This is a genomic window from Actinomyces acetigenes (assembly GCF_031296635.1).
In the GTDB taxonomy this organism is placed as follows: domain Bacteria; phylum Actinomycetota; class Actinomycetes; order Actinomycetales; family Actinomycetaceae; genus Actinomyces; species Actinomyces acetigenes.
The window spans coordinates 99444-122264 of sequence record NZ_JASPFC010000005.1 but is presented as its reverse complement, the minus strand read 5'-3'; the positions used below and the strand labels follow the sequence as shown (position 1 = coordinate 122264).

20 protein-coding genes and 2 pseudogenes are annotated in these 22821 nt (G+C 61.6%); 6 read left to right on the top strand and 16 right to left on the bottom strand.

Going from position 1 to position 22821, the window contains the following annotated elements:
• The first annotated feature begins 51 nt into the window (after positions 1–51).
• Together RIV14_RS03350 and RIV14_RS03345 are read left to right on the top strand one after the other, a co-directional pair.
• Positions 52–933: an ABC transporter ATP-binding protein gene (locus RIV14_RS03350; protein WP_428978861.1), complete on the top strand. Its 882-nt coding sequence runs from the start codon at positions 52–54 to the stop codon at positions 931–933.
• A complete protein-coding gene (locus RIV14_RS03345) occupies positions 933–2603 on the top strand; it encodes an ABC transporter permease (RefSeq protein WP_075372705.1) in 1671 nt (556 codons plus the stop codon). The genes RIV14_RS03350 and RIV14_RS03345 overlap by 1 nt, the downstream gene beginning before the upstream one ends.
• A gap of 42 nt (positions 2604–2645) precedes the next feature.
• On the opposite strand, the gene RIV14_RS03340 is transcribed toward RIV14_RS03345, so the two are convergent.
• Entirely contained in the window at positions 2646–3005 is a 360-nt protein-coding gene (locus RIV14_RS03340) for a hypothetical protein (protein WP_178387877.1), read from the bottom strand.
• Between the two features lie 47 nt (positions 3006–3052).
• Between RIV14_RS03340 and RIV14_RS03335 the strand changes: the two genes are divergently transcribed.
• On the top strand, positions 3053–3511 hold the full coding sequence (locus RIV14_RS03335; RefSeq protein WP_075372706.1) for a MarR family winged helix-turn-helix transcriptional regulator: 459 nt from the start codon (positions 3053–3055) through the stop codon (positions 3509–3511).
• Positions 3512–3532: 21 nt separating this feature from the next.
• On the opposite strand, the gene RIV14_RS03330 is transcribed toward RIV14_RS03335, so the two are convergent.
• The 7 genes from RIV14_RS03330 to RIV14_RS03300 all read right to left on the bottom strand — a co-directional run bounded on the left by RIV14_RS03330 (position 3533) and on the right by RIV14_RS03300 (position 8914).
• Positions 3533–4489, bottom strand: a complete 957-nt coding sequence (locus tag RIV14_RS03330; RefSeq protein WP_075372802.1) for a zinc-binding dehydrogenase — start codon at positions 4487–4489, stop codon at positions 3533–3535.
• Positions 4490–4569: 80 nt separating this feature from the next.
• Complete coding sequence (locus tag RIV14_RS03325; RefSeq protein WP_075372707.1) at positions 4570–5172, bottom strand: TetR/AcrR family transcriptional regulator; 603 nt, start codon at positions 5170–5172, stop codon at positions 4570–4572.
• A 63-nt stretch (positions 5173–5235) separates the two neighbouring features.
• Positions 5236–5370 carry a WYL domain-containing protein gene (locus RIV14_RS03320; protein ID WP_218638393.1) on the bottom strand — a complete coding sequence of 45 codons (135 nt, stop codon included), beginning with the start codon at positions 5368–5370 and terminating at the stop codon, positions 5236–5238.
• Between the two features lie 34 nt (positions 5371–5404).
• Positions 5405–6280 (bottom strand): amino acid ABC transporter permease, encoded by an 876-nt coding sequence (locus RIV14_RS03315; RefSeq protein ID WP_075372708.1) that lies wholly within the window; start codon positions 6278–6280, stop codon positions 5405–5407.
• The gene (locus RIV14_RS03310; protein ID WP_075372709.1) at positions 6277–6933 is read right to left on the bottom strand and encodes an amino acid ABC transporter permease; all 657 of its coding nucleotides are present in this window, start codon (positions 6931–6933) and stop codon (positions 6277–6279) included. Before RIV14_RS03310 ends, RIV14_RS03315 begins: the two co-directional genes overlap by 4 nt.
• A gap of 125 nt (positions 6934–7058) precedes the next feature.
• Positions 7059–8039 (bottom strand): glutamate ABC transporter substrate-binding protein, encoded by a 981-nt coding sequence (locus RIV14_RS03305; RefSeq protein WP_075372710.1) that lies wholly within the window; start codon positions 8037–8039, stop codon positions 7059–7061.
• An 89-nt stretch (positions 8040–8128) separates the two neighbouring features.
• Complete coding sequence (locus RIV14_RS03300) at positions 8129–8914, bottom strand: amino acid ABC transporter ATP-binding protein (RefSeq protein ID WP_075372711.1); 786 nt, start codon at positions 8912–8914, stop codon at positions 8129–8131.
• Positions 8915–9178: 264 nt separating this feature from the next.
• Here RIV14_RS03300 and RIV14_RS03295 point away from each other — a divergent pair, with 264 nt between their 5' ends.
• Together RIV14_RS03295 and RIV14_RS03290 are read left to right on the top strand one after the other, a co-directional pair.
• Positions 9179–9829 carry a TetR/AcrR family transcriptional regulator gene (locus tag RIV14_RS03295; protein WP_143224216.1) on the top strand — a complete coding sequence of 217 codons (651 nt, stop codon included), beginning with the start codon at positions 9179–9181 and terminating at the stop codon, positions 9827–9829.
• Between the two features lie 209 nt (positions 9830–10038).
• Positions 10039–11319 carry a glycosyltransferase gene (locus RIV14_RS03290; protein WP_075372713.1) on the top strand — a complete coding sequence of 427 codons (1281 nt, stop codon included), beginning with the start codon at positions 10039–10041 and terminating at the stop codon, positions 11317–11319.
• A gap of 1 nt (position 11320) precedes the next feature.
• On the opposite strand, the gene RIV14_RS03285 is transcribed toward RIV14_RS03290, so the two are convergent.
• Positions 11321–12253, bottom strand: a complete 933-nt coding sequence (locus tag RIV14_RS03285) for a TrmH family RNA methyltransferase (RefSeq protein ID WP_075372714.1) — start codon at positions 12251–12253, stop codon at positions 11321–11323.
• 132 nt (positions 12254–12385) lie between these two features.
• Between RIV14_RS03285 and RIV14_RS03280 the strand changes: the two genes are divergently transcribed.
• Positions 12386–14743 (top strand): hypothetical protein, encoded by a 2358-nt coding sequence (locus RIV14_RS03280; protein WP_143224217.1) that lies wholly within the window; start codon positions 12386–12388, stop codon positions 14741–14743.
• Positions 14744–15647: 904 nt separating this feature from the next.
• Here RIV14_RS03280 and RIV14_RS13710 read toward each other — a convergent pair.
• The 7 genes and pseudogenes from RIV14_RS13710 to infC all read right to left on the bottom strand — a co-directional run.
• Positions 15648–15973 (bottom strand): annotated as a pseudogene (locus RIV14_RS13710) (IS1634 family transposase); the annotation flags it as partial.
• 5 nt (positions 15974–15978) lie between these two features.
• Positions 15979–16966 (bottom strand): annotated as a pseudogene (locus RIV14_RS03270) (IS481 family transposase).
• 508 nt (positions 16967–17474) lie between these two features.
• On the bottom strand, positions 17475–17627 hold the full coding sequence (locus RIV14_RS03265) for a transposase (protein ID WP_075372715.1): 153 nt from the start codon (positions 17625–17627) through the stop codon (positions 17475–17477).
• 55 nt (positions 17628–17682) lie between these two features.
• A complete protein-coding gene (locus tag RIV14_RS03260; protein ID WP_143224218.1) occupies positions 17683–19950 on the bottom strand; it encodes a hypothetical protein in 2268 nt (755 codons plus the stop codon).
• Between the two features lie 1347 nt (positions 19951–21297).
• The gene (gene rplT / locus RIV14_RS03255) at positions 21298–21678 is read right to left on the bottom strand and encodes a 50S ribosomal protein L20 (protein ID WP_003780489.1); all 381 of its coding nucleotides are present in this window, start codon (positions 21676–21678) and stop codon (positions 21298–21300) included.
• A 27-nt stretch (positions 21679–21705) separates the two neighbouring features.
• Positions 21706–21900, bottom strand: a complete 195-nt coding sequence (gene rpmI, locus RIV14_RS03250; protein ID WP_075372716.1) for a 50S ribosomal protein L35 — start codon at positions 21898–21900, stop codon at positions 21706–21708.
• 123 nt (positions 21901–22023) lie between these two features.
• Complete coding sequence (gene infC / locus RIV14_RS03245) at positions 22024–22623, bottom strand: translation initiation factor IF-3 (protein WP_428978859.1); 600 nt, start codon at positions 22621–22623, stop codon at positions 22024–22026.
• Positions 22624–22821 lie beyond the last annotated feature (198 nt).

Genomic DNA, 22821 nt, shown 5'->3' with positions numbered 1-22821 from the left:
GACTCCTCTCCCACCGCGGTCCGTGATCTGGGCGCCGGCTGCGAGGCGCCGGTGCGGGTGCGCGGTCTGGTCAAGCACTTCGGGCGCTTCAGGGCGCTTGACGGCCTGGATCTGACGGTGGAGGCGGGCAGCGTCCACGGTTTCCTCGGTCCCAATGGGGCGGGTAAGTCCACCACGATCCGTGTCCTGCTGGGGCTCTACCGGCCCGACGGCGGCAGCGTGAGCGTGCTGGGCCGCGAGCCGTGGAAGCAGGCCGCGCTCATCAACCGGCAGGTCTCCTATGTTCCCGGTGACGTGGCGCTGTGGCCGGCCCTGACCGGCGGGCAGGTGCTCGACGCCCTGGCCGGGCTGCGCGGCTCGCGCGATGCCGAGCGGGAGGCTGAGCTCATGGAGCGCTTCGACCTGGATCCCAGCAAACGGGTACGGACCTACTCCAAGGGGAATCGGCAGAAGGTGGCTCTGGTGGCCGCCCTGGCCGCACCGACGAGCCTGCTGGTGCTCGATGAGCCCACCAGTGGCCTGGATCCGCTCATGGAGCGGGTCTTCACCGAGGAGGTCGCCAGAGCCTGCGGCGAGGGCCGCACGGTTCTGCTCTCCAGCCACATCCTGGCCGAGGTCCAACGCCTGTGCAGTGCGGTGACGATCATCAAGAACGGCCGGGTCGTCGAGCACGGTGACCTGGGGACCCTGCGGCGGTTGTCGCGCACCCGCATCGAGCTGGGTGCTGCGGCCGACGAGCTCGGCCCCGTCAGGCAGGCGTTGGAAGCCCTGGGGCTCGACGTCGTCGAGGACGGTGGCCGCCTGACCCTTGAGGTGGCGGCGGAGCAGGTGCCGACGGTGCTGAACCTCGCGGGCGAGCACCGGATCCAGGACGTCACCTGCGAGCCGACCAGTCTGGAGGATCTCTTCCTGCGTCACTACGAGGAGGCCTGATGAACGCCGCATCGAGCACAGCAGCAGGCAAGACAGCACCGGCCAGCAGCTCCGGCGCAACCGGCGCCCTGGCCGGCTGGGACACCTACCTGAGGGTTCTGCTTCGACGATTCCGGTTTCAGATCTCGGCCTGGCTGGTGCCCCTGTGGCTGTTAGCCGGTGTCACCGCACCCAGCTACGGGCGCTTCTACCCCTCGTTGGAGACCCGGACGGTGCTCATCGAGCAGATGCGCAAGTCTCCGGGAACGCGTCTCCTTTACGGCTATGTCCCCTGGCCCGGCCGGCTCGGTCAGCTCCTGCAGTGGCAGACAGGGACCTTCCTGCTCGTGTGCACCGCGCTCATGGCGATTATGCTGACGTGCCGGGTACTGCGGGCCGATGAGGACGAGGGGCTCGTCGAGGTTCTGCGCGCCACGGGCGTGGGCAGGTCGGTTCCTTTTCTCGTGCCGGTGGCCCTGGTGTGGGTGGTGGTCGGCACCCTGTCTGCGGGGATCGGAGGCATTCTGACCTGGCAGACCAGGAGCATCGAGGAGCTGACGGTCTTAGGGGCCTGGACACTGGCCGGGACGGTCTGCGTGACCGGCTGGACGTTCTCGGCTATCGCGGCGGTGGCCTGCCAGCTGGGTCATCAGGCGGGCCAGGCCAGGGGCCTGTCCATGGTGATGCTCGCGCTCGCCTTCGTGCTGCGGGTGAGCGCCGACCAGATCTCGGACGGCACCGGCTCGGACTGGCTCAGGTGGCTGACTCCCCTGGGCTGGCGCGACCTCGTGCGCCCGTACACCGATGACCGGTTCACGGTGCTCGCAGCGTGCTGTGCCGTGGCCATCGCTGTGGTGCTCGGCGCCGTGGTACTCGCCGCGCGCCGTGAGTACCTGGGCGGCTACCTGCCCGACCGCAGCTCGTCTCGGCGCCGGTGGCCGGTGCGGGGTCATGTGGATCTGCTCGGGCGCCTGTCGTGGCACGGTCTCGTCGGCTGGGCTCTGGCCTCGACAGGTCTGGCGCTCCTGTATGGATCCGTCTCTGGCAGCATCAAGGATCTGCTGGCGCCCGGTTCTCCGACGGCGTCCTATGTCGGCAAGATGGCCGTGGGGTCCCCGGTGGAGCAGTTCGTGTCCCTCATGACGGTGGTGACAGTGCTGCTCGTGGCTGTGGCGGCGGTGCGACGGATGAACTGGCTGGCGGGCCTGGAGCGCGCGGGACTGGTGGAGGTCGAGCTCGCCGCCGGGGTCAGTCGTGGCCGTGTGCTCCTCTGCCAGGTTCTGTGCGCGCTCATCGAGGCGGTCGTCCTGCTGCTGGTCTCGGCGACGGTCCTTGCGGCGACGACGGCGACTCAGCTCACCGATGACCACGCCGTGGCGCGTTCCTTCGTGTTCACGGTGAGCCAGCTGCCCGGCATGGTGGCGGCCATCGGGATCGCAGCGGCCCTGGTGGGCCTGGCGCCGAGACTGACCGGACTGTCCTGGGTGGTTGTCACCTGGAGCGCTTTCGCCCAGTTCTTCGGTGGACTCGTCGAGCTCAAGGACTGGGCCAAGGACCTCAGCGTGCTCGGCCATCATCTCGACGTCGTCGGAACCCCCGACTGGGAGCCTCTGGCCGTCCAGACCGTGGTTGGCCTCATCGGCATCATGATCGGCCTGGTCGCCTACACCCGCCGCGACCTGCCCGCCTGACGACGAGACCGCCCTCTCCCACCTCGCCATCTCGCTTTGCTCTCAGAGCAGACATACCGCGCTGGCCAGGTGGACGAGGGCAACGGCAAGAGGAAACACCACCATCCCCGGAACACGGTGCACGACACCGATCAGCGCGTCTCCAAGCTGGGCGGCCGCCGCTGCGACCAGGACGAGCAAGGTCAGCGGCCGAGCAGGAGCCAACCAGACGACGGCAGCGACCAGCACTCCGAGCGGGACGCTCCGGGCCGCGTACATAGCCGGATAGAAACGCTCCCCGGACTCGCCGTCCCAGGAAGGGTCGAGCGTCTGCGGGTGGACCACCGCGACGACACCGAAGCCTGCTGACATGATTCCCAGCGCCGAGTTCAGCAGCGCGAGCCACCACGGCATGAGGACCACCCCTTATCGTTCACATCTGAATCATTCCGTACTGTACCGTTTCTCTCATGACCGGAGAAGATGGCCACGCAATCCTGTCCTCAACATGCTTCCAGCTCGGCATCGCAGGCAGCCAGATCACCCAGTCCTTCTCGAGACGCATCGAGCACGTCGGCCTGTCCCACAAACAAGTGGGACTGCTCGCCGTCGTCGACGCCGACCAAGCAAGTTCTCAACGAGAGATCGCCGCACAGCTCGGTGTCGCCCCGAGCCTGGTGGTGTCACTGGTCGACCAGCTCGCCAGCATCGGCGCTGTGCGCAGGACGCGCAGTCGAACCGACCGTCGGGTACAGGTCGTCGAGATCACCGACGAGGGGCGCCAGTTACTGCGGCTCGCTACCGATGCCGCCAAGAAACTCGACGCCGACCTGCGCAAGTGCCTTTCCCCCGGCGACCAGCAGGACCTGGACAGACTCCTACCTCTCCTCCTTCAGTCCTCCGCGACAGCGGGCACGGACAGGACGTAACACCGAGCCCACTCGCTGACCTCACTGCGCGAGGACGACGCGTTTTCCTGCAGCCGACAGGTTCTCAGCGTCGCGATGAGCCTCCGCAATTCGATCGAGTGGATAGGTCGCGGCGAGGAGCGGCTTAAGCTCGCCGATGTTGACCTTCGTAGCAAGCCAGGCCAGATCCTCGGCACTCGACTTTCCTGACACCATGCGAATGACCGGTCCCGGCGAGAGCACGGACTTCAGAATGTCCCAGAAGGCTCCGGGGGCAATGGCCGCCATACGCCCTCCGGGCCTGAGGAGCCCCCGATACGCAGACGCGTCGGTACCTGCGGTGTCGACAACGACGTCGTAGCGATCAGGTATGTCCGAGGGTTCCAGATCGTGGTAGTCGAACACCTGCTGCGCGCCAGCACCAGCAGCCACACCACCACGGACACCGACCACGGCATCCACATCCGCTCCCATGATGCGGGCGACCTGAACCACTGTGGATCCGACACCGCCGTTTCCGCCCACCACAAGCACACGATCTCCCGGGCGGACCTTGAGCGGACGAAGGGCCTGCACAGCAGTCAGGCCCGCAAGCGGAAGGGCCGCGGCTTCAGTAAGTGGGACCGCACTGGGTGCAAAGGCGACCCGATCGGCCCGGACTCGCACGTACTGCGCCCCTGCAGCCGCCCGCCCTGGAGGTTTCATCCCCAGGCATCCCCAGACTCGATCCCCCACCCTTACTCCCCCGACTCGGCCGCCGACTTCATGCACGAGTCCGGCGAAGTCCACACCCGTTCCCTTCGGAAACCCCATTCCGTCGAACAGACGCATCTTTCCTCGTCTCGTCTGAAGGTCGACGGCATTGATGCTGAACGCGGCAACCTCGACAACGACGTCCTTGGGTCCCGGACTCGGCATCGTGGCCGTTCCCACCTCAAGCACCTCCGGAGAGCCGTAGGAGCGGAACTGCACCGCCCACATCGTGTCCTGCATGTTCATCATTCCTCCTCATGCTTCGCTACGCTACGTAGCGTAGCGCAACATGAGGAAGACAGCCCGGGTAATCCCGTGTCCATGGTTCAGCTTCTCTGAACAGCTCCCAGTAGCGTCAGGAGGACCTCTGACAGCTCCGTGCGCAGAGAGTCGGGTTGCACATGGCCAAGGAGATGCACATGCACATACGGGACGCCGAGCAGTGCAGCGTACAGATCGTCGACGTCGATGCTTCCCTCCACTTCACCCCGGGATACCGCGCGATCGATCATCGCCAGGATGTCGGCGCGCACGGCCGCGACAACGCTCTGCTGCAGTCTTGAGGTGAGGTCGGGATCGCCGGCCATATCGGCCAGCAGACCGGGGAGCGCGCTTCTGCCCGGTTCGTCGGCGATGAGCTCAACCACTCGCCCAGCAAGTGCCTCAATGTCTCCGGAGAGGGACCCGGAGTCGGTGAGCCCTTCAGTACCGCCACGATGAATGACCAGGTCGAACACCATCTCCGCCTTCGACTGCCAACGCCGGTAGATCGTCGTCTTAGCCACACCGGATTGCCTGGCAACGCCCTCGATCGTCACTCCCTGATAGCCGCGAGAGCCCAGTTGCTCAAGAACCGCCGCGGACACTTTGGCATCGGTGTCGGCTCGACGCCGCGGAACAGGACTGTCCTCCTGCACGGCCTTGGACATGGAGCGCCTCCTTCGATTCACGAGGATGGGTAGCCTGCCCCTCCCTGCCTCAACGTTAGGTCATCAGGCGCTGCCGTCCTGGTACCGCTCAAGCGTGCGCTCCAAGTAGCTGACGAGGTCCTGACGCAGGGAGTCGGGGCCGGTGACACGAGCGTCCGGGCCGAGCCGGAGAAGGCTCCAACAGCTGACCGGCTCCATCCCTTGAGGAGAGGCTGACGGCGCCGGTCCGCCCTCAGCGGGTGCGTGACTCGATGTATCGGGCCAGTGCACCCAGGGACCAGTTCACGATGATGTAGAGCACGGCGATGATGACGTAGGTCTGGAAGAAGACCGACAAATGGGCATCGATCTTCGCCTGGCCGATCATGGTGGAACCGCGATACATGAGCTCGGGGTAGGCGAGCACGTACGCCAGTGTCGTCCCCTTGATGATGGTGACCATCTGCGTGATGAGGGTTGGGAGCATGAGGCGCAGGGCCTGCGGCGCCAGGATGAGGCGCATCGTGAGCGATGGACTCATCCCCAGCGCCCAAGCGGCCTCCGTCTGGCCCCGGTCCAGCGCCCGGACACCGGAGCGGAAGACCTCCGCCGTCGTCGCCGAGGTGCACATGACGATGGGCAGTGCCAGCTTCCAGAAGTCCGAGACCGTCGCGAAGCGGGGAACCACCAGGAGGAAGAAGTAGACGAGCAGCAGCATCGGCACCGCCCGCATGGCATCGATCCACAAGCCGACCAGCCACCTGATGGGGCGGTTGTCCAGCAGGCGGAGCCACCCCAGAGCTATTCCCAGGGGGAAGGTGAGCACGGCGGCAACGGCTCCCAGCCTCAGCGTGGTTCCGGCCGCCTCCAGGAGCTGACTGACAACCGACTGGCCCAGGAAGTAGCGCCACTTGGGATAGTCGAGCTGTCCGGCGAGGTCCAGTCGGTAAAGGACCGCAGCTGCCAGCACCGCGATTACAATAACGGCGACGACCGATCCGATGGCGATCATGATGCGCCCCCGCGGCCCCGGCTCATCGAAGAGCAGCGCCGCATCCGTCGCCCCGGAGCCCTGGCCCCTCTGACGGCGTGGACGGGGCTCTGTCACCGGCAAGATGTCTGAGCTCATGCTCGCCCCCTCCCCAAGAACTCAAGACGCCTCTCAAGCAGCCCGCCGACCTTCGTGGCAGCGAAGGCAATGGCCAGGTAGGTAAGACCAGAGGTGAGGAAAGTGATGACCCCTGCAGCTCGATCCTGGTTGATTCGCTGCGTGACGGCCGTCAGCTCGACGACGCCGATAGCCGCGGCGAGCGAGGAGCCAATGAGGCAGGCGATGAAGATGTTGACCAGCGGCTGGATCGTGCGGGCCAGAGCCTGGGGCAGGACGATGCCGCGAATGATGAGACCGAAGGGCATTCCCAGTGCGCGGGCGGCCTCGATCTGTCCCTTGGGCACCGAGTTGATCCCGCTGCGGACCGTCTCACACACGAATCCGGATGAGGAGAAGATCAGCGCCACGATCACCGACCAGAAAAGTGGGATGGTGATACCGACATGAGGCAGCGCCAGCCCAACAAGCACCATGAGGCACAGATTGGGGATATTGCAGGCCACTGTCACCCAAGCCGCGCCCAGTGCACGCAGCGGAGGGATGGGACCGACCCGGAAGATGGCCATAAGCGATCCCAGGAGAAGCCCGCCCAGGTAGGACAGGACGGAGATCACCAGCGTGACCAGCAGCCCCCAGCCGATAGCAGGGAGATTATCGGTGATGGCACTCACAGTCGCCTCCTTAAAAGATGCCGGTCGTCACCATGAGAGGAATGCTGTCGGCCGCCGCGCCGTCGACCCTCAAGCGAATCCGCTCGGGCCGAGGACGCGGCAGACCTGACAGGCGCTGAACTCGGTCAGGAGCTCTGCGCGGTCGCGTCACCGCCGGCCGAGGACCCGGGTACCGAGCCGATGGTCGGAGGCTGAGGGGCGCTACCACCGAGGGACTTGCCGATCGTCGCCTCCCAGATCCTCTTCCAGGTACCGTCATCCTCGATCGTCTTGAGGAAGGTGTTGACGAAGGCCTGCGCCCCGGAGTCCTTGGGAAGCCCGATGCCGTAGGGGTCCTCGGCGAAGGTCTCGCCGACGATCTTGACCTTGTCATTGGACAGAACCTCGCTCTTGAGTAGGGACTGGTCCACGACGTAGGCCTTGACCTGCCCGCTCTCGACGGCGGCGACGCACTTGGCCTGGGTGTCGAAGGGCTTGGCATTGGCCTTGGGAGCGTACTTCTTCAGCGCTGAGGCCGACGAGGAGTTGGACTGGACCGCGACGTCCCCGGTGAGAGTGTCGACACCGGTGATGTCCTGGTTATCGGCCTTGACCAGGATGGCCTGGCTGGAGGCGTAGTAGGGGCCTGCGAAGTCGATCTTCTTGGCGCGCTCCGGGGTGATCGTGTAGGTGGCGATGACGGCCTTGACCGTGCCGTTGGTCAGGACAGTCTCGCGCGTCTCGGAGGTGACCTGCTGGACCTCCAGGAGGGAGCGGGCGTCGTCTCCGCCGATGATGTAGCGGGCCAGTGCCTGGGCGATGGCCGCATCGAAGCCGGAGATCTTCTTCGTCTTGGAGTCCTCCCAGGAGAAGACCTCAGAGGTCTTGGTCCCGCCGGTGACGAGCTTGCCCGCCTGCTTCACGGCGGCAGCCCAGGGGGAGGCGGCCACGACGTCGGCGGCGGCCACCGGACCGAAGTTGATGGCCTTGTCGTAGTCGGCGTCGGAGGCCGCCGACGAGGTAATGGCCTTACCGTCAGCGCCCGTGTCGGCGCAGGCGGCCAGGACGCCTACCAGGGAGAGGGCACCGGTCGTGGCCAGCAGTCCGCGGCGGGAGAGGGTGGTCATGGTGTTCCTTTCGTTCGGACGGGGAGGGGCCGTCCCAGGCGCTGGGCCTGCGGTGGTCGCCGCACTCGGGAGAGGATGCGGTTCGGGGCTCAGTGGCTGAGCACCTTGGAGAGGAAGTCGCGGGCACGCTCGGTGCGCGGGGAGGAGAAGAACTCGGCGGGCCGGCCGGACTCGACGATCTGGCCGCCGTCCATGAAGACGACCCGGTCGGCGACCGAGCGGGCGAAGCCCATCTCGTGGGTGACGACGAGCATGGTCATGCCCGAGGCCGCCAGGTCCTTGATGACGTCGAGGACCTCGTTAATCATCTCGGGGTCCAGGGCGCTGGTGGGCTCATCGAAGAGCATGAGCTTGGGATCCATGGCCAGCGCGCGGGCGATGGCGACGCGCTGCTGCTGGCCTCCGGAGAGCTGGGAGGGGCGCTTTGCGGCCTGGTCCTCCAGGCCGACTCGGGCCAGCAGCTCGCGGGCACGCTCCTCAGCCCGCCCCCGGGGAATGCCGCGTACCTTGATGGGCGCCAGGGTGATGTTGTCCAGGACCGTGCGGTGCGGGAAGAGGTTGAAGGACTGGAAGACCATTCCCACCTCGGCGCGCAGCTGGGCCAAGGCCCGGCCCTCCTGAGGCAGCGGGATCCCGTCGATCTCGATCCGCCCTTCCTGAATCGGCTCGAGGCGGTTGACGGTGCGGCACAGGGTCGACTTGCCCGATCCGGAGGCGCCGATGACCGCCACGACCTCGCCACGGTGGATGTCGAGGGAGACGTCGTCGAGAGCCTTGAAACGGCCGTAGTACTTCGTAACGTTGCTGATCCGCACCAGGACGTCATCGTTCTGGTCTGCGGCGGTCTGGTCAGGAGAGGGTGCGGATGCGGTCACGAGTACCTCGTCTCAACATGGGTATGGGGAGCGTCATCTGTCTCATCGACAGCAACAGCAACACATCCGCATGCGCACTGCATTCCTCCTTGGCTCGTGTCGGACTGCACATATGAGAGTTCCGACCTCTCGTCAGGAAGAGTAGCACCGTCTCCAACCGGAGCGTCAACCGTCTCACAACGCCCCGGAACCTGGGACGATGCTCACACGCCATGCAGAGCGCCTAACCGCGTATGCCGACCGTGCGGTCGTAGTCTCATCTGCATGAGTCCCGCGAATACCACCGATCCGCGCCGCCGCCTCCAGCCCGAGCAGCGTCGGGAGGAGCTGGTGAGAGTCGGCGTCGAGCTGTTCGCGGAAGGGACGCTCGACCGCACTCACGTCAACGAGATCATCAAGCGGGCCGGCGTCTCACGCACGCTTTTCTATCACTACTTCCCCTCCAAGATGGCCTTCGCCCGAGCCATCGTGGAGTACGAGATCCTTCACCTTCACGACCTGGTCGAGCAGCAGACGGCACTGACCCTGGAAGGGGCGATCTCCACCTTCGCGGGTTACGTGAAGGCCAGGCCCGACAGCCTTCGAGCGCTTCACACCGGAGGCCTTGACCAGGACCCTGAGATCGCGGCCGCGCTGGCCACCAGCTTCGAGCGTTACGAACGCCTCGTCCTCATGCTCATGGGCATCGCCGAGCCCGACGAGCGCGCCATGTTCGCCGCCGAGGTGTGGATCAGCACGATGATCACCCTGTGCCTGGCCTGGCTGGATCACCCCGAGATCAGTCAGGAGACCATCACGAACATGTCCGCCCAGACGCTGCGAAGCCTGGTGTCTCAGGCTCGGAAGGGCGCCGAGCACATCTCCGAGCAGACTTCGACACCGGCCACCGCCCACGAATCGGTGAGCGACCGCTGAGGGGGTGAGCGTCGAGCCGCACTGAGACTCAGCGCTCCCCCGGGGCCGCGCACACCCTTTTTTCCAGCATTTTGAACCTGTCGTAAAAAAGGCGTTCGCATAGGCGCGAACGTGCTAACCTCTCCCCCGGTTGTACAAGACGTACAATAGAACGACGATGAGGGCTCCCCGCACTGTGGCACCCCTCGCTCTCAGAAGGAGAGCCGCTCATGCCTCAAGGCACCACTGGAGATGTGGTGGCTGTACGCCGCAGGACGTCGCGTGTCCTCTTCGCTCCGGAGACATTCAACTTCGCCGAGGTGACCCGGGCGATCGAGGTGGCCCGCCGGATGCCTTCGCACGTTGAGTGCGTCTTTGCCGGCTTCTCGCGACGCAACACCGAGTACATCAAGGCCGCGGGCTTCGAGTTCCGTCTGCTGACCCCCTACCTCAGTGAGGAGGAGGGACGGCTGGCTCTGAACTTCGACCAGGGCCGCAGCCTGCATCACCCGTTCACAGCGAAGATGCTGGCCCAGCGGGTGACAAGTGAGCGCGTACTGCTGCGCTCCCTGCGTCCGGACGCCGTTGTCATCGGAGTAACTCCCAGCCAGTTTATTTCTGCAAGGGCGGAGTGCGTGCCGCTGGTTTTCGTACGGCCCTTCGCCTACTCTCTGGCGCACCTGGAGGCAGCGCGCACCACCGGGGCCACCGGCTTCCTGCCCCGCACCTGCCCGGAGGAGTGCTTGATCGACAACGTGGCCGCTCACGCGCTCCATGTCCTTGGCACTCGGGTCCCCCTGCCTCGTTCCTTCCATTCTGTAGCCAGGGCCAACGGTGTCTCACTGCCCCAGGGGATGTTCAACGGGCTCACTGCCGACCTCAATCTCATCGCCACTGCCCCGCATCTGCTGCCTGGGTGGCTGAGAATGCCGGAGGGGCACCGGGTGGCGGGGCCGGTCTACGCCCGTCTGCCCGGGGAGCTCCCCGAGTTCCTGACCGACCTGGCCGCCGGCCCCCAGCCCCTGGTGTACTTCACCATGGGCTCATCGGGGAACCGTGACCTCGTCCTTGGCGTGCTGGCAGGCCTGGGCCGGGCGGACTGCCAGGTGCTGGCTCCGGTGCGCACCCACCTTCGCGAGGAGGACCTGGAGACTCTTCCGCGCAATGTCCACGTCACTGACTGGCTCCCGGCCCACGAGCTGAGCGGCGCCGTCGACCTGGCCATCACTCACGGCGGGGAGGGAACGGTGCAGACCAGCTGCGCCCAGGGATGGCCCTTCATCGGGATCCCGTTGCAGCTCGAGCAGCGATTCAACATTCAGCGTTGTGTGGCCTTCGGCTCGGCCAGGCTCGTGTCGCGCAGGGAGGCCCGCAGGACCGACTGGGCGGAGCTGGTGCGCCAGGCCCTGGCCGACGACGGCATGCGTTCGCGCGCCCGACGGATGGCCGGGCTCATGGAGGGGCTGGATGGACCGGGCCGGGCTGCCGAAGCGATCTGCGAGCTGCTGTGAGTCAGCTGCGGCCGGAGTTCTGGGCCTGTGCCCGGGCGCTGGCGTAGAGGCAGACGGCCGCGGCCGCGGCGACGTTGAGGGACTCCGCCTTGCCGTAGATGGGGATGGAGACGACGGCGTCGGCTCGGCTCAGCGCCTCTGAGGGCAGTCCGTGGGCCTCGTTGCCGAGCAGCCAGGCGCTGGGGGCCTCCAGGAGGGACTCGGCCTCGAAGAGGTCGAAGTCCCCGCGTCCGTCGGCGGCGAGGACGGTGAGTCCGGCGTTGTGGAGGGCGGTGACGGCGTCGTCGAGGGCCACGCCGGTGACCACGGGCAGGTGGAAGAGGCTTCCGGCGGTGGAGCGTACGACCTTCGGTGCGGTGGGGTCCACGCTGCCGCGCACGAGGACGACGGCGTCGGCGCCGGCGGCGTCGGCGGCCCGGATGATGGTGCCGGCGTTTCCGGGGTCCTGGGCCTGGGTGAGGACGGCGACGAGCCTGGCCCCTTCCAGGGCGGCGGTCAGCGCCTCGGAGCCGGTGGCCTCCTCGGTGGCCACGACGGCCAGGAGTCCCTGCGTGTCGGGGCTCATGGCGTCCATGACCTGCTGGGTGGTGACGTGCACGTAGAGCCCGGCGGCCACGGCCTCGTCCCAGATCTCGCTGTGGCGCTCGAGGGCCGCCTCGGTGAGGTAGACGTCGAGCACGCGGCCGGGGGCGTGCCGGACGGCCTCGCGCACGCCCTGGGGGCCTTCGACGAGAAAGCGTCGGTGCTTGGCCCGCGCGTTGCGGCGGGACAGGCCCGCCACTCGGGAGATGCGGGCCGAGGCCGGATTGCTGAGCACCTCGCGGCCGGCGGCCGGCCCCTCGCTGACGGTGCGCCGCCGCGGACCGCGGGCCTGAGGACGCTCGGCGGAGTCGTCGAGGAACTCATCGGGGACGGCGGAGTCGGTAGGGCTCATGCCGTCAGCCTACGCGAGCAAGCCCGGCATCGTAACGACAAGCCCCAATACGACACTGCATCACTTCCATCGACAACCGTGACGGCTACACTGCCTCCAAAGCAACTGCTTCCTTCCGAGACCACGCACAGCATGAAATCAAGCACACTTGAACTGCCACCACCGTTCGTGTCCGCACCTCCCACTCTCGACATCTTCGTCGTCTGGCACCCCAAAGATGAAGAAGGGGCCCTTATATGCGACACACTATTTAACCACTATCACTCCACGCCATTTTCTGGCCTACCAGAAAATGCAATCGAAGTATATGGGAGATCATGCGCACGTGACACAAACAACGACTTCGCCGACACAATACCCCCAATCTTCACAAGCGACGGCACGATCGGCAACATCAGCCAAAGATGCACCGATAATGCTGCAGAATATTCGGTGATACTCTTTTTCATTGGCGAGCATCTAGTACGGTCTTCTTTGCAAACCGAAAGTGAATGGCATAAGTACCTGACCGACGCAGTAAAGTTACAAGACCACTCAGACAAAAACAACTCCCATACACTCGTACTACCCATTCTTCCCACCAATTTGCCCGACTACTCAAACTCCCCCGTGATCACCAAGTTACTTAATCGACAGGGAGTATCACAAGGGTGCGTCGGAACAAATAGTTACGCCCACGAAAATCGGCCTGCCGCCTGCGAGGGTGCTCTTATGAGAGATATAGGTCAAGCGGTTATACAAAACCTCTTATCAGATGATGGCGAGCAAGAAAAGCTGCGGATATTTGTTAGTCATTCGCGAGCCGACATCCCCGACAGTGATCTGAATGACATTTATCCGCATGGCGTCGTAGCGAAGGTGAAGGCATGGGCCGATAAGACCAAACTCGGACACTTTATCCATGACCTACAATCAGGCGACCCTTGGGATCAAAAGATTCGAGAACAAGTTCAAAGCGGGGCGGTACTCATGATTCGCACCGAGAACTATAGCAACCGAGAATGGACACAATGGGAGATTCTCGAAGCAAAAAGATTCAATACTCCAGTTGTATGCCTTGATGCCTGTACTAAGACACAGTCGCAAGGGTCCATCATCTTTGACAACGTCCCGAGGGTAACATACCCATCCAACGAAGAACATTGCGACACCAGAATGGTGAATGACCTTCAGTCTCACGCAATAATAGAGGCCCTCAATCTGCTTGTGGACATTTGCTTGAAGCAGCATATTTGGAATCACCTGTTCGCTTCAGAAAAGAACTCCCCCATAGACACGATATGGCAACACATCAACCGGAACAGCGAGTTACACGGAGAAAAAGTACACTATTTTACTCACGTACCTCAGTCTCCGGAACCGGCATTAATTCCAACGATAATAGGTTCGTTGCCGTTTTCCCACTCAACCGATAAACACATTTGGGTTTTTCATCCGGATCCACCACTATTGCCCGCCGAGCAAGACATGATGACCGAGTTATGCTCACTTGCAGGTTTGGATCGAAGTAGAATCCACTTCACTACGCCCCACAGCCTATTCCTTGATGCAACCTCTATCACAGGCAAAGGTGCGAGATCAGACTCTATCTCTGAAGTGGGCGTAGGCGGAGTAACTCTCAGCATTTCGGCTAGTTATGCCGAAGACTTGCATTCATTTGGCTTGAGGCCCTTGCACATAGGGTCAGCTATCGACAAAATCACAAAGTCGCTACTACTAGTTGGCGGTAGAATCACTTATGCTAGCCAGCCAGGAGTATGTTCACCAGATATCGCTCTCAGTTTACTTAACGCTGCGGAACGAACGCTCACGCTAACTAGACTAAAACGACAGACGCCAAGGCTACCGAACTCCGCCGCCCCTTATTCACCTACTGTAGTCGTCAATTTGACTCCACCGAATCTCGCAACTCCGGCTCGCGAACCACTTAATCGAGATGCACCATATTCTGGGAGCATTGCCTCATATGGAGAAGTGATTGCATTTAACATGCTTGCATGCGGTCACGACGCACATTCAACAGATATACCGAACGCCAAGCCCAATGAGAACGACACCCACCACCTAACCGAACTACGTAGCTCTCTTCCGAAGTTATGTGATGCACGCCTTGCCATATCGGGTAAGATGCTGCCTATTTCGGAGACCAATCCTGACGGATATCGGGGCGCAATGCCAGGAATTATAGAAGAGTCCCTCTACACTCTTAGAGCCGGAAAACCGCTGTACGTCGCCGGCGGCTTCGGAGGAGCGGGCGCCTTACTTTCCGACATCATTAACGGAACCTCAACATATGCCAACAACTCTCTTTTCGCTCGACACATCTACAACAACTTCAAGAACGTTCTCGACGAAATTCGAGATCTATACAACCCCAAGTTAACAGGACTATCAGAACATGATATTCGTCGGCTAGCCATAACTCAACGACCTTATGAGGTTGCAGAGCTTTTACTAAAGGGGCTATCATCTTTACGTAAGGAATTCTGATAGCATCTTGATCCGCTTTGAGGGTTTGAAGGGACCGATGGGTCGCCCCAAGCTTTGTCTGAGGCGTTTAGGCACGTTGCGTTGGTCGGAGCGGCGCCAGGTCGTTATCAGTATAGTGCACCCGAGCACCGACTTGAAGCACGCTGGATATTTCTCAGATCCTATACCTTCAAAGAGCATCAGATCATACTTAAGAGTTGCAGGCGTAATTTTGAAGTGCGCCCCCCCGCTGTTCATCAAGGAGCAATATTTTACCTCACTGGGTTCCAACCAGGATGCCTGGATCCCCATTCATGGTCACCCTTACCTGCATGTCGGATTTTCGCGTTTGGGGAGTAACATGTAAGGAATATCATCTGGTTTAGGTGGTATTTTCCGGGTGATCTTTGAGACGTCCGGCATGGACGAGGATGCGGATCGTGTAGTTCATGAGGTTGCGGATTCCCAGGACGATGCTGCGTAGGTGCTCCAGACGCCGGTTGATGGCCTGGCGCGGGCGCGTTGGAGGTACAAGGGGCAGTCGATATAGGCCGGCACGTCGTGGCTGTGGCAGATCAGAGCCTTGGATAGTGTCTGGATCTCTTCCAGTCTGTCTAGGATGGTCTGTTTCAGGGAGTCGATATGGCGTTGCATCAGAGGCACCTTTCAAGCCTGAATCCTGGGTACGGTAGGCCTGGATGGGGCGCTGGTCGACGCCCCATGTGGCCGTAATTCTGGCGCGGCAGTCGTCGGTAAACAGGGCCTCAAAACGCATGGCCTGAGTGGCGGTGAGCAGGTTGGGCCCGGTGCGTAGGGTGATTCTGGCTTGGTTGAGCACGTCATCCGCTCAGGCACGCTAGCCCATGACTACTCGTTGGATACGGCCGCGGCATTGGTCAAGCTTGCTGGCAGCAAAGCAGATTTGTCGGGCACCGACGATGAACCGCAGCCTCGCCCCATCCGACACGCTCAGGTTCGATGCTGATGGCATCCCGCGTCAGCGACCACCACGAGTTCCTCAATACCGTGAGTGGCCTGGAAGGCCTCCACCACGGGAGCGATTGTGAGAATCTCGGCCCGGTTGCCCTCCCAGCAGCCGACTTGCAAGGGGAGCTCATGACGGTCGACCAGAAGCTCAACGATGATCTGAGGCTCGTCCCTCCTCTCTTTGGCGTAACGAACCCACCTCAGATCATCCTCACGCTCGGCCTCGAATTACAATCTGGCAACGTCATACAGGCACAGGGCTAAGTGTATTAGTTGTATGAGGTCATGACGTTGGTGACGTGTGCTGGGACGCGGGTGGCAGGAGGCTGGTTGCCGCAGGTGGTGTGGGGTCGATGGTAGTTGTAGTGGTGGTTCCACACCGCAACGGCGTCACGGCGCTGCTGCTCTGAGGAGTAGGGGTGCGCGTAGAGGCACTCCTCGGCCAGGATGCGGTTGTAGCGCTCGACCTTGCCGTTGTGACGTGGGGTATAGGGGCGGATCCTCTGGTGGCGTGAGGCCAGGGAGGTGATGGTCGCGGTGAAGGTCCGGGCGCGGTAGTTCGCCCCGTTGTCGGTAACGACCCGCACGAGCCTGGTGATGCCGTGGGCGGCGAAGAAGTCGATCGTGGTGGAGGCCTTCTCAACCGTCCAGGGCCTCGGTGTAGGCCAGACGTGAGAAGCCGTCGATGGCGGTGTGCAGGTAGGTGTAGCCAACCCTGGTGCCCTTGCCCCGCTTGGATGCCTTCACCTCGGGGGCAGACGCGCCCATGAGCCCGCCAGCCTCCCCCGGGTGGGATGCGTCCGACCTTCTTGACGTCCAGGTGGATCATATGGCCCGGGAAACGAGCCCGGATCGGTTTGCTGACCCGTTTGGTCTGTCCGGTGGGGCCTGGTGTCGCGCCGTCGGTTCAGACCGGCTCTGTCCAGCCATCGGGTCACGGTACGCACCGACACCACTGTCCCGCGCACAGCCAGCTCGTGGCTGATACGACGGGCGGACCACTTGTGAGTACAGCGCCAGTGCTCGATGAGATCCACCGTCTCGGCACTGGTGCGGGCGGGGCAGTGGAACGGGACGCTGGAACGGTCCTCAAGCTCTGAGATTCCTCCTTGGCGGTAACGAGCAACCCACTTCGACACCCGTGGCACGGGCAAGGCCGGCCTCGGCGGCTACGTGGGCGATGGGGCGACCGGCCTGGACACGCATCACGAGCCGGTAGCAGCCCTGAGGCGTCAAAGGAGCGTTACGGTGGGTCATGGCAGCGAGGCTTTCTCCTGTCGGAAGGATGATTCAGCACCACCCATCCTGACAGCCCAGGCCCCGCTGCCCCCAACACCCCATGACTACAACCTCATGACCCACAACAACTAGTACCCCACCGACGGTAACGTGATCGAACAGGGCCTGAGAGATCGCCTCCCGATAGCCCCGCTCCTGTGCCCATCAGGCAGGCTCGCAGGGCGTTTCGGTGGGCCAGGGCTGGCTGGCCGATTCCAGACAGGACTCTGGAGACGTCGGCCTGGGAGGTCGGCTCGATCAAGCGCGCAAGAACCCCTGCTCAAAGGCTCCCTCACCACCGACTTCCTCACCCTGCCCAAGAAGGACGTAGACCGTCTTGATGGCCTCGATCATCAGGCCCAACCTGCGCGAGATGATCGCCGGCCTTCGCACTACACGCCACCAGCACCCGGCTCATGACTGAGCGCATGGCCGCCACCTTCGAGTTCCGACCCCAGGTCCAGGAGTTGCTGGCCCGCCAGAAACTTCAGGTGCCCAGGTGCATCAGCGCAGCCAATGCAGCCTCGTCATGAACTGACCCCAGGTGCTCAACGATCCGGCGCACACCGTTCGCCTTGGCCACGGCCTGCGCGGCCGTGGCCCCCGAGGCGTACTTGATCTTACGCAGGTACGGGCTCACCCACTAGCTCCAACCAACCCAAAACTGTGCAACTCCAGTCACGCTGCGAACAGGTTCATTCTTTACTGCGACAAATAGCCGTAATTCCAGTTAGCATCAGTGATACCATCTCGGAAGGCCTATGAGTTAACGCCATGCGTCGGCGCGCGTATTTAGATAGGCCATCCAACGTTGGCCGCCAAGCACGTTTTATACGACCGATTATATCCCGATCTTGCTTGGACAGCTTGTCTAACCTTGGAATCGGAGGGAAGCAACTGTCGGCAACAATGCCGAGCTCTCGTGCGAGCAGAGCACCTACCCCACCATAGCCGCCCGCGATGTAGAGAGGTTTATGTGACTCTACAGTTAGGCATGCCTCTTCGAGTGTTCCACTAACCTTGGGGCTATCTGGCGCAGAGATCAAGCCGCCAACCAGTATTCGCATATCGGAATCGTTGACAATATTCGTACGCAAAGAAGTTAGCATTTCGGGAGAGTTTTTGGATGGCACGTCAGTGCTCGAATGGAGCAGGTCGAACGCCTGACCAATATCTAACTTTCTCCCATCACTTGTTATCACATATACAGACCCATCAGTTCTGATGGAGTCCAACTGTTCGCGAATCGTATGCTCAGAAGTCTGAGCAAAAGAACCCCATGGCATATAGTTGACGAATACTTGCCCTTGCATAATTTCGTCAGGGTGGCCAACAATGTGATTTTCTGTCAGCATCCCCACTTCATTCATTCTTTGCTGATGTTCAATTTCCGCTTTATAGCGATCAGCTTCCTTTACCATGTGAGAAATTAGGTCCCCAGGATTATCCTTATCTGGAAAAATGCGCCCGCCGTAGATAATGGAACCACCATGTATGAAGATAAGTTGAAACAGTTCCGTTAGTGCATACACAACGTGCTGACTATTCAGTCCGAAACGAGTAAGCGCCCCAACATTGTCGTCTTCCACGATGGACGATGAGACACCCATTTGAATACCAGCAAGTACGTTACTGTCAACAGAAAATTTTGGATTATGCCCAAATCTAAGCACCCCTCCATAAGAACTAAATTCTCTGGGGGTTAGAATCTTGAGCGTAGAGTTATTGTATCCCGCCAGGTTGCAGATGTCTCTAATTGTTGACCACTCAATATCCGTGATGGGAGGATCTGGGTGAACTATCCAAAGTTTTCGGTCGTTGGGATCAGCCTGCCTGTGTTTAATGAGCCAGGCAGACACGGTAGCAGGTTCTGGCGACCTAACAGGAGCCCAGTCGAAGCCACATTTTAAGTATAGTTCCTTTGCTTTGGACCATACTGCCGATTTTAGTACTTCATCAACTAATCGGACTAAGGCATTAAAAATGGATTGATTCGAGTGCTTTTCATGGAAAGCTACGGTGGGAACGTTGTCAAGAAGGTAGCAGCCAGATTCCTCACCATACGTAAGTGCAGAAAGGCAAACGATCGGACTGCCTGCTTTCTTGGCTAGTAACACTTCTCGTTGAGTCCATCTTCGATTAGCATATTCATCTGTCCGGATCATCAAAACGGCGCAACTTGACGCCTCTTCCTTGAGCACGCTCTTCCATTCTTGTCTGGTTTGTATTGCATGAGAATCGAAAAACTGAAATATCCTCGTGTTATCAACTAGGTACTCCTGAACTCGTCGCGCTATCGATGCCGAAGAGTTCTTCTCTTCCTCAATGGACTTTTGTCTTGTATGACTAATGAATATCTTTAAAGGGTTATCTATATTCCATCGTTCGTCAATGCACTGCGTGATTGCTTGACTCACTTCTAGTTCAAATGTGAAATTATCGGTGTCTGCGTTTGTATTTGACGAGGTTGAGGCGGCGCTCATTGTTGAACCGCCATAGGAGTAGTGATACGGAATAAACTGCTGACGCCTTAACTCGTTTAGTAACCCAGCGCGCGGATGAAAATCGTTTAGTACTACTGGGCAAACGTAGAACCTAGGGCCGTGATCCTCCGTATGTTTATTCGCTGAACAGTTTGACACCTCAATTATCTTGGAGATGTACTTTTGCCAAGATTTGTCATTTCTGACAGCCTCATTAAGCCCCGAACCAATTACTGGTACAATTACATTGAACATGGCTGGAGAGGGCGCTCCGGGGTCGTTCGAAGATAGCGGCCTGGGAGACTTTTCGATATCGTTCCATTGGTCACATCGAGAATATACTTCTACACTGCCGCCTGAAAGTCCAGAAAACGCACTTGAGTGATAGTGCCTTAATAAACGTTCAAATACCTCTTTTCCCCCTTTGTCGTCGGGATGCCAAACCACAAAAACGTCTAGAATTGCCGGAGAATGTGTCATGATTGTATTTTAGCACAAGATCAATTGAGGTGAGATAGTGTTGTGTTTGTAGGAACGCACAAAGTTCTGCTCACTTACTATGATCGTTTGAACACATATCGGGCGAAACGCGTTGGTCGGGAGACTTTAGTTTTGACGAATCGCGCGTGTTCTGCATGTCGTTTTCAGAGCAAGCGTGCCGTCGGAGCCCATATATGGTGGCCAAGCAGCCGCGGGCATCTGCCATCAAACCGTGGAGTTTTGCAGTCGATGGTCTATCCGGTGCCAGCGATTGCCGGTTATGATTGTTCCTGGCTGTTCTGGCTGACGTCGGAGACCCAGGCAGCTTCGTGCTCGACAGGGCTACACATGCCGATAGCTGAGTGTGGCCTGATTGTGCCCGTCCGGTGGACCCACTCGGCGGTGGCGAGCTCGACAGCAGCGATGTCCCGCCGGGGGCCCCTGGTTACGGATTAACTCGGCCTTGTACAGCGAGTTGAGCGCCTCGACCAGAGCAAACCCGAAAGGAGTTTCCCCTTCGACCCCACCGAGGCGACCGCCTCGCAGTCGGAGAGCACGGCCCCGTAGCGGATTGACCTGTACTGCACGCCGCGGTTGCAAGTGATGCGCTAGGACCTCCAGGTCGGCCGAGCACCGGTTCTCACATGCCGAGCAGGTCGTTCTAGGTAACTTGGCGCCTCTGACGCCGCGCAAACCCAGATCTCCCATGAGTCGCACGGGCAGTGCACCGGGCCACATGACCGGCACCCTGACGCTCGCGGTCTCAGGTCGGCCCCACATCACGTGCATCTTGCAGCCCCCAGAACCGAGTAACTGGTGTTCATGGACTCATCGGATCTCTTTCTTGAGGACCTTATCGCGCAGGCTCGTGACATTGGAGAGCCGGCTACGTCGGGCGTAACTCAGGAACTCGGGGGGGGCGATCTGTACACCAGCTTCATTGAGCGTTGCGCAGACCGGGCAGGCCCTCGAACTCCTCCTTGTTGGTCCCGATGTACTCGCAGATCAGCGGGACGGACGCTCACACTCCGGCACGATGGACAAGTCGACGCAATCTTCAGGATCGCATTGGCGCTTCGCAGCTCTCGAACCTCCGTATCCCACTCCCTAATCCGAACCGCCTCATCGGTAGTGATTCCGGACCTAAGAACACCATCGACTTGGGCTTTCTCCGGTTGGAAGGATGATTCAGCGCCACCCATCCTGACAGCCCAGGCTCCATTGCCCCAGCACCTCGTGACACACAACAGTTAAAAAATATCAATGGTGGTGCCGTCACCCTGATCAGGGTGACGGCACCACCATCGTTAGATTCTGTTCAGCAGGCCATCAGCCCACTGACGTATGTCAGGCCTTGGGGGCGTTGACATCCTCGGGGAGGGCCTTGCGGGCCACCTCGACAAGGGCTTTGAAGCCCTCGGGCTCGTTGACGGCCAGCTCGGCGAGCATGCGGCGGTCGATCTCCACGCCGGCCAGGCCAAGACCCTGGATGAAACGGTTGTAGGTCAGGCCCTCGGCGCGGGCGGCAGCGTTGATGCGCTGGATCCACAGGCGACGGAAGTCGCCCTTGCGGGCGCGACGGTCGCGGAACGCGTAGACGCCGGAGTGGGTGACCTGCTCCTTGGCCTTGCGGTAGAGGCGCGAGCGCTGGCCGCGGTAGCCCGAGGCCTTCTCGAGAACAGAACGACGCTTCTTCTGGGCGTTAACAGCCCGCTTCACACGTGCCATGGTGAGACTCCTTGGTGGGTTGGGCGGTCAGCGACCGAGCAGCTTCTTGACCTGGCGGACGTCGGCCGGGGCGACCGGCTGGTCCTGGGACAGCTTGCGCTTGCGGCGGGAGGACTTGACCTCCAGCAGGTGGCGCTTGTTGGCCTGCTCGCGCATGAGCTTGCCGCTGCCGGTGATCCGGAAGCGCTTCTTGGCACCGGAGTGCGTCTTGTTCTTCGGCATGGGTAATTTCCTCTTCTCGGTCCCTGGCAGACCAGTGGTCGCCGGGACTGCGGACCCCGCTCACGGTGGCGAGGGGGTGGGTCGGTGGTGTCAGGTGAGTGTCGAGTGCGCCCTCGGGTGCACTCAGGCGTTCTCGCCGGCAGGCTTCCCGTCCAAGGCCTTGGCGCCCTTGGGTGCTCGGCCCGCGTGCTTCTCGGCACGGCGGGCGGCGCGGGCCTCCTCGCGGCGGCGGCGCTGGTCGGACTTGACCTCGGCCTTCTTACGGACCGGGGCCAGGACCATGACCATGTTGCGGCCGTCCTGACGGGGGTGGGACTCGATGGTGCCCAGCTCGGCCATCTCCTCGGCCAGGCCCTGCAGGAGCCTGATCCCGAGCTCGGGCCGGGACTGCTCGCGGCCGCGGAAGCGGACGATGCACTTGACCTTGTCCCCGCCCTTGAGGAATCGCTCGACGTGGCCGCGCTTGGTGGCGTAGTCGTGCTCATCGATCTTGGGGCGGAACTGGATCTCCTTGAGCTGGGTGTTTGCCTGGTTGCGTCGCGCGTCGCGCGCCTTCATGGCCGACTCGTACTTGAACTTGCCGTAGTCCATGAGCTTGCACACCGGGGGGCGGGCGTCGGGTGCCACCTCGACCAGGTCGAGATCGGCCTCCTCAGCCAGACGCAGGGCGTCCTCCACGCGGACAACGCCGACCTGCTCGCCGCTGGGGCCGACGAGACGCACTTCGGGAACGCGGATCCGTTCGTTGATACGGGGCTCGCTGATGTCGGTTCCTCACTCTGAGTCACGGATGGTTGCGGAACGAGGAAAGGCCCCCGTTCCTGCCGCGCAGGTCGGAGGCCTCGTGATGAGCGCGTTCTCCGCACGGCCGTGGCCGAGCAGGGACCGCGAAGGGCTTGTCACCCTCGCATGAACCCGATT

Bases quoted from the DNA above. Each gene is read 5' to 3' on its own strand.
- RIV14_RS03290 (WP_075372713.1), top strand. From the start codon at position 10,039: ATGCCTCAAGGCACCACTGGAGATGTGGTGGCTGTACGCCGCAGGACG.
- RIV14_RS03305 (WP_075372710.1), bottom strand. From the start codon at position 8,039: ATGACCACCCTCTCCCGCCGCGGACTGCTGGCCACGACCGGTGCCCTC.
- RIV14_RS03320 (WP_218638393.1), bottom strand. From the start codon at position 5,370: ATGGAGCCGGTCAGCTGTTGGAGCCTTCTCCGGCTCGGCCCGGACGCT.
- RIV14_RS03260 (WP_143224218.1), bottom strand. From the start codon at position 19,950: ATGACACATTCTCCGGCAATTCTAGACGTTTTTGTGGTTTGGCATCCC.
- RIV14_RS03280 (WP_143224217.1), top strand. From the start codon at position 12,386: ATGAAATCAAGCACACTTGAACTGCCACCACCGTTCGTGTCCGCACCT.
- RIV14_RS03345 (WP_075372705.1), top strand. From the start codon at position 933: ATGAACGCCGCATCGAGCACAGCAGCAGGCAAGACAGCACCGGCCAGC.
- rpmI (WP_075372716.1), bottom strand. From the start codon at position 21,900: ATGCCGAAGAACAAGACGCACTCCGGTGCCAAGAAGCGCTTCCGGATC.
- RIV14_RS03315 (WP_075372708.1), bottom strand. From the start codon at position 6,280: ATGAGCTCAGACATCTTGCCGGTGACAGAGCCCCGTCCACGCCGTCAG.
- RIV14_RS03325 (WP_075372707.1), bottom strand. From the start codon at position 5,172: ATGTCCAAGGCCGTGCAGGAGGACAGTCCTGTTCCGCGGCGTCGAGCC.
- RIV14_RS03330 (WP_075372802.1), bottom strand. From the start codon at position 4,489: ATGAACATGCAGGACACGATGTGGGCGGTGCAGTTCCGCTCCTACGGC.
- RIV14_RS03295 (WP_143224216.1), top strand. From the start codon at position 9,179: ATGAGTCCCGCGAATACCACCGATCCGCGCCGCCGCCTCCAGCCCGAG.
- rplT (WP_003780489.1), bottom strand. From the start codon at position 21,678: ATGGCACGTGTGAAGCGGGCTGTTAACGCCCAGAAGAAGCGTCGTTCT.
- RIV14_RS03335 (WP_075372706.1), top strand. From the start codon at position 3,053: ATGACCGGAGAAGATGGCCACGCAATCCTGTCCTCAACATGCTTCCAG.
- RIV14_RS03285 (WP_075372714.1), bottom strand. From the start codon at position 12,253: ATGAGCCCTACCGACTCCGCCGTCCCCGATGAGTTCCTCGACGACTCC.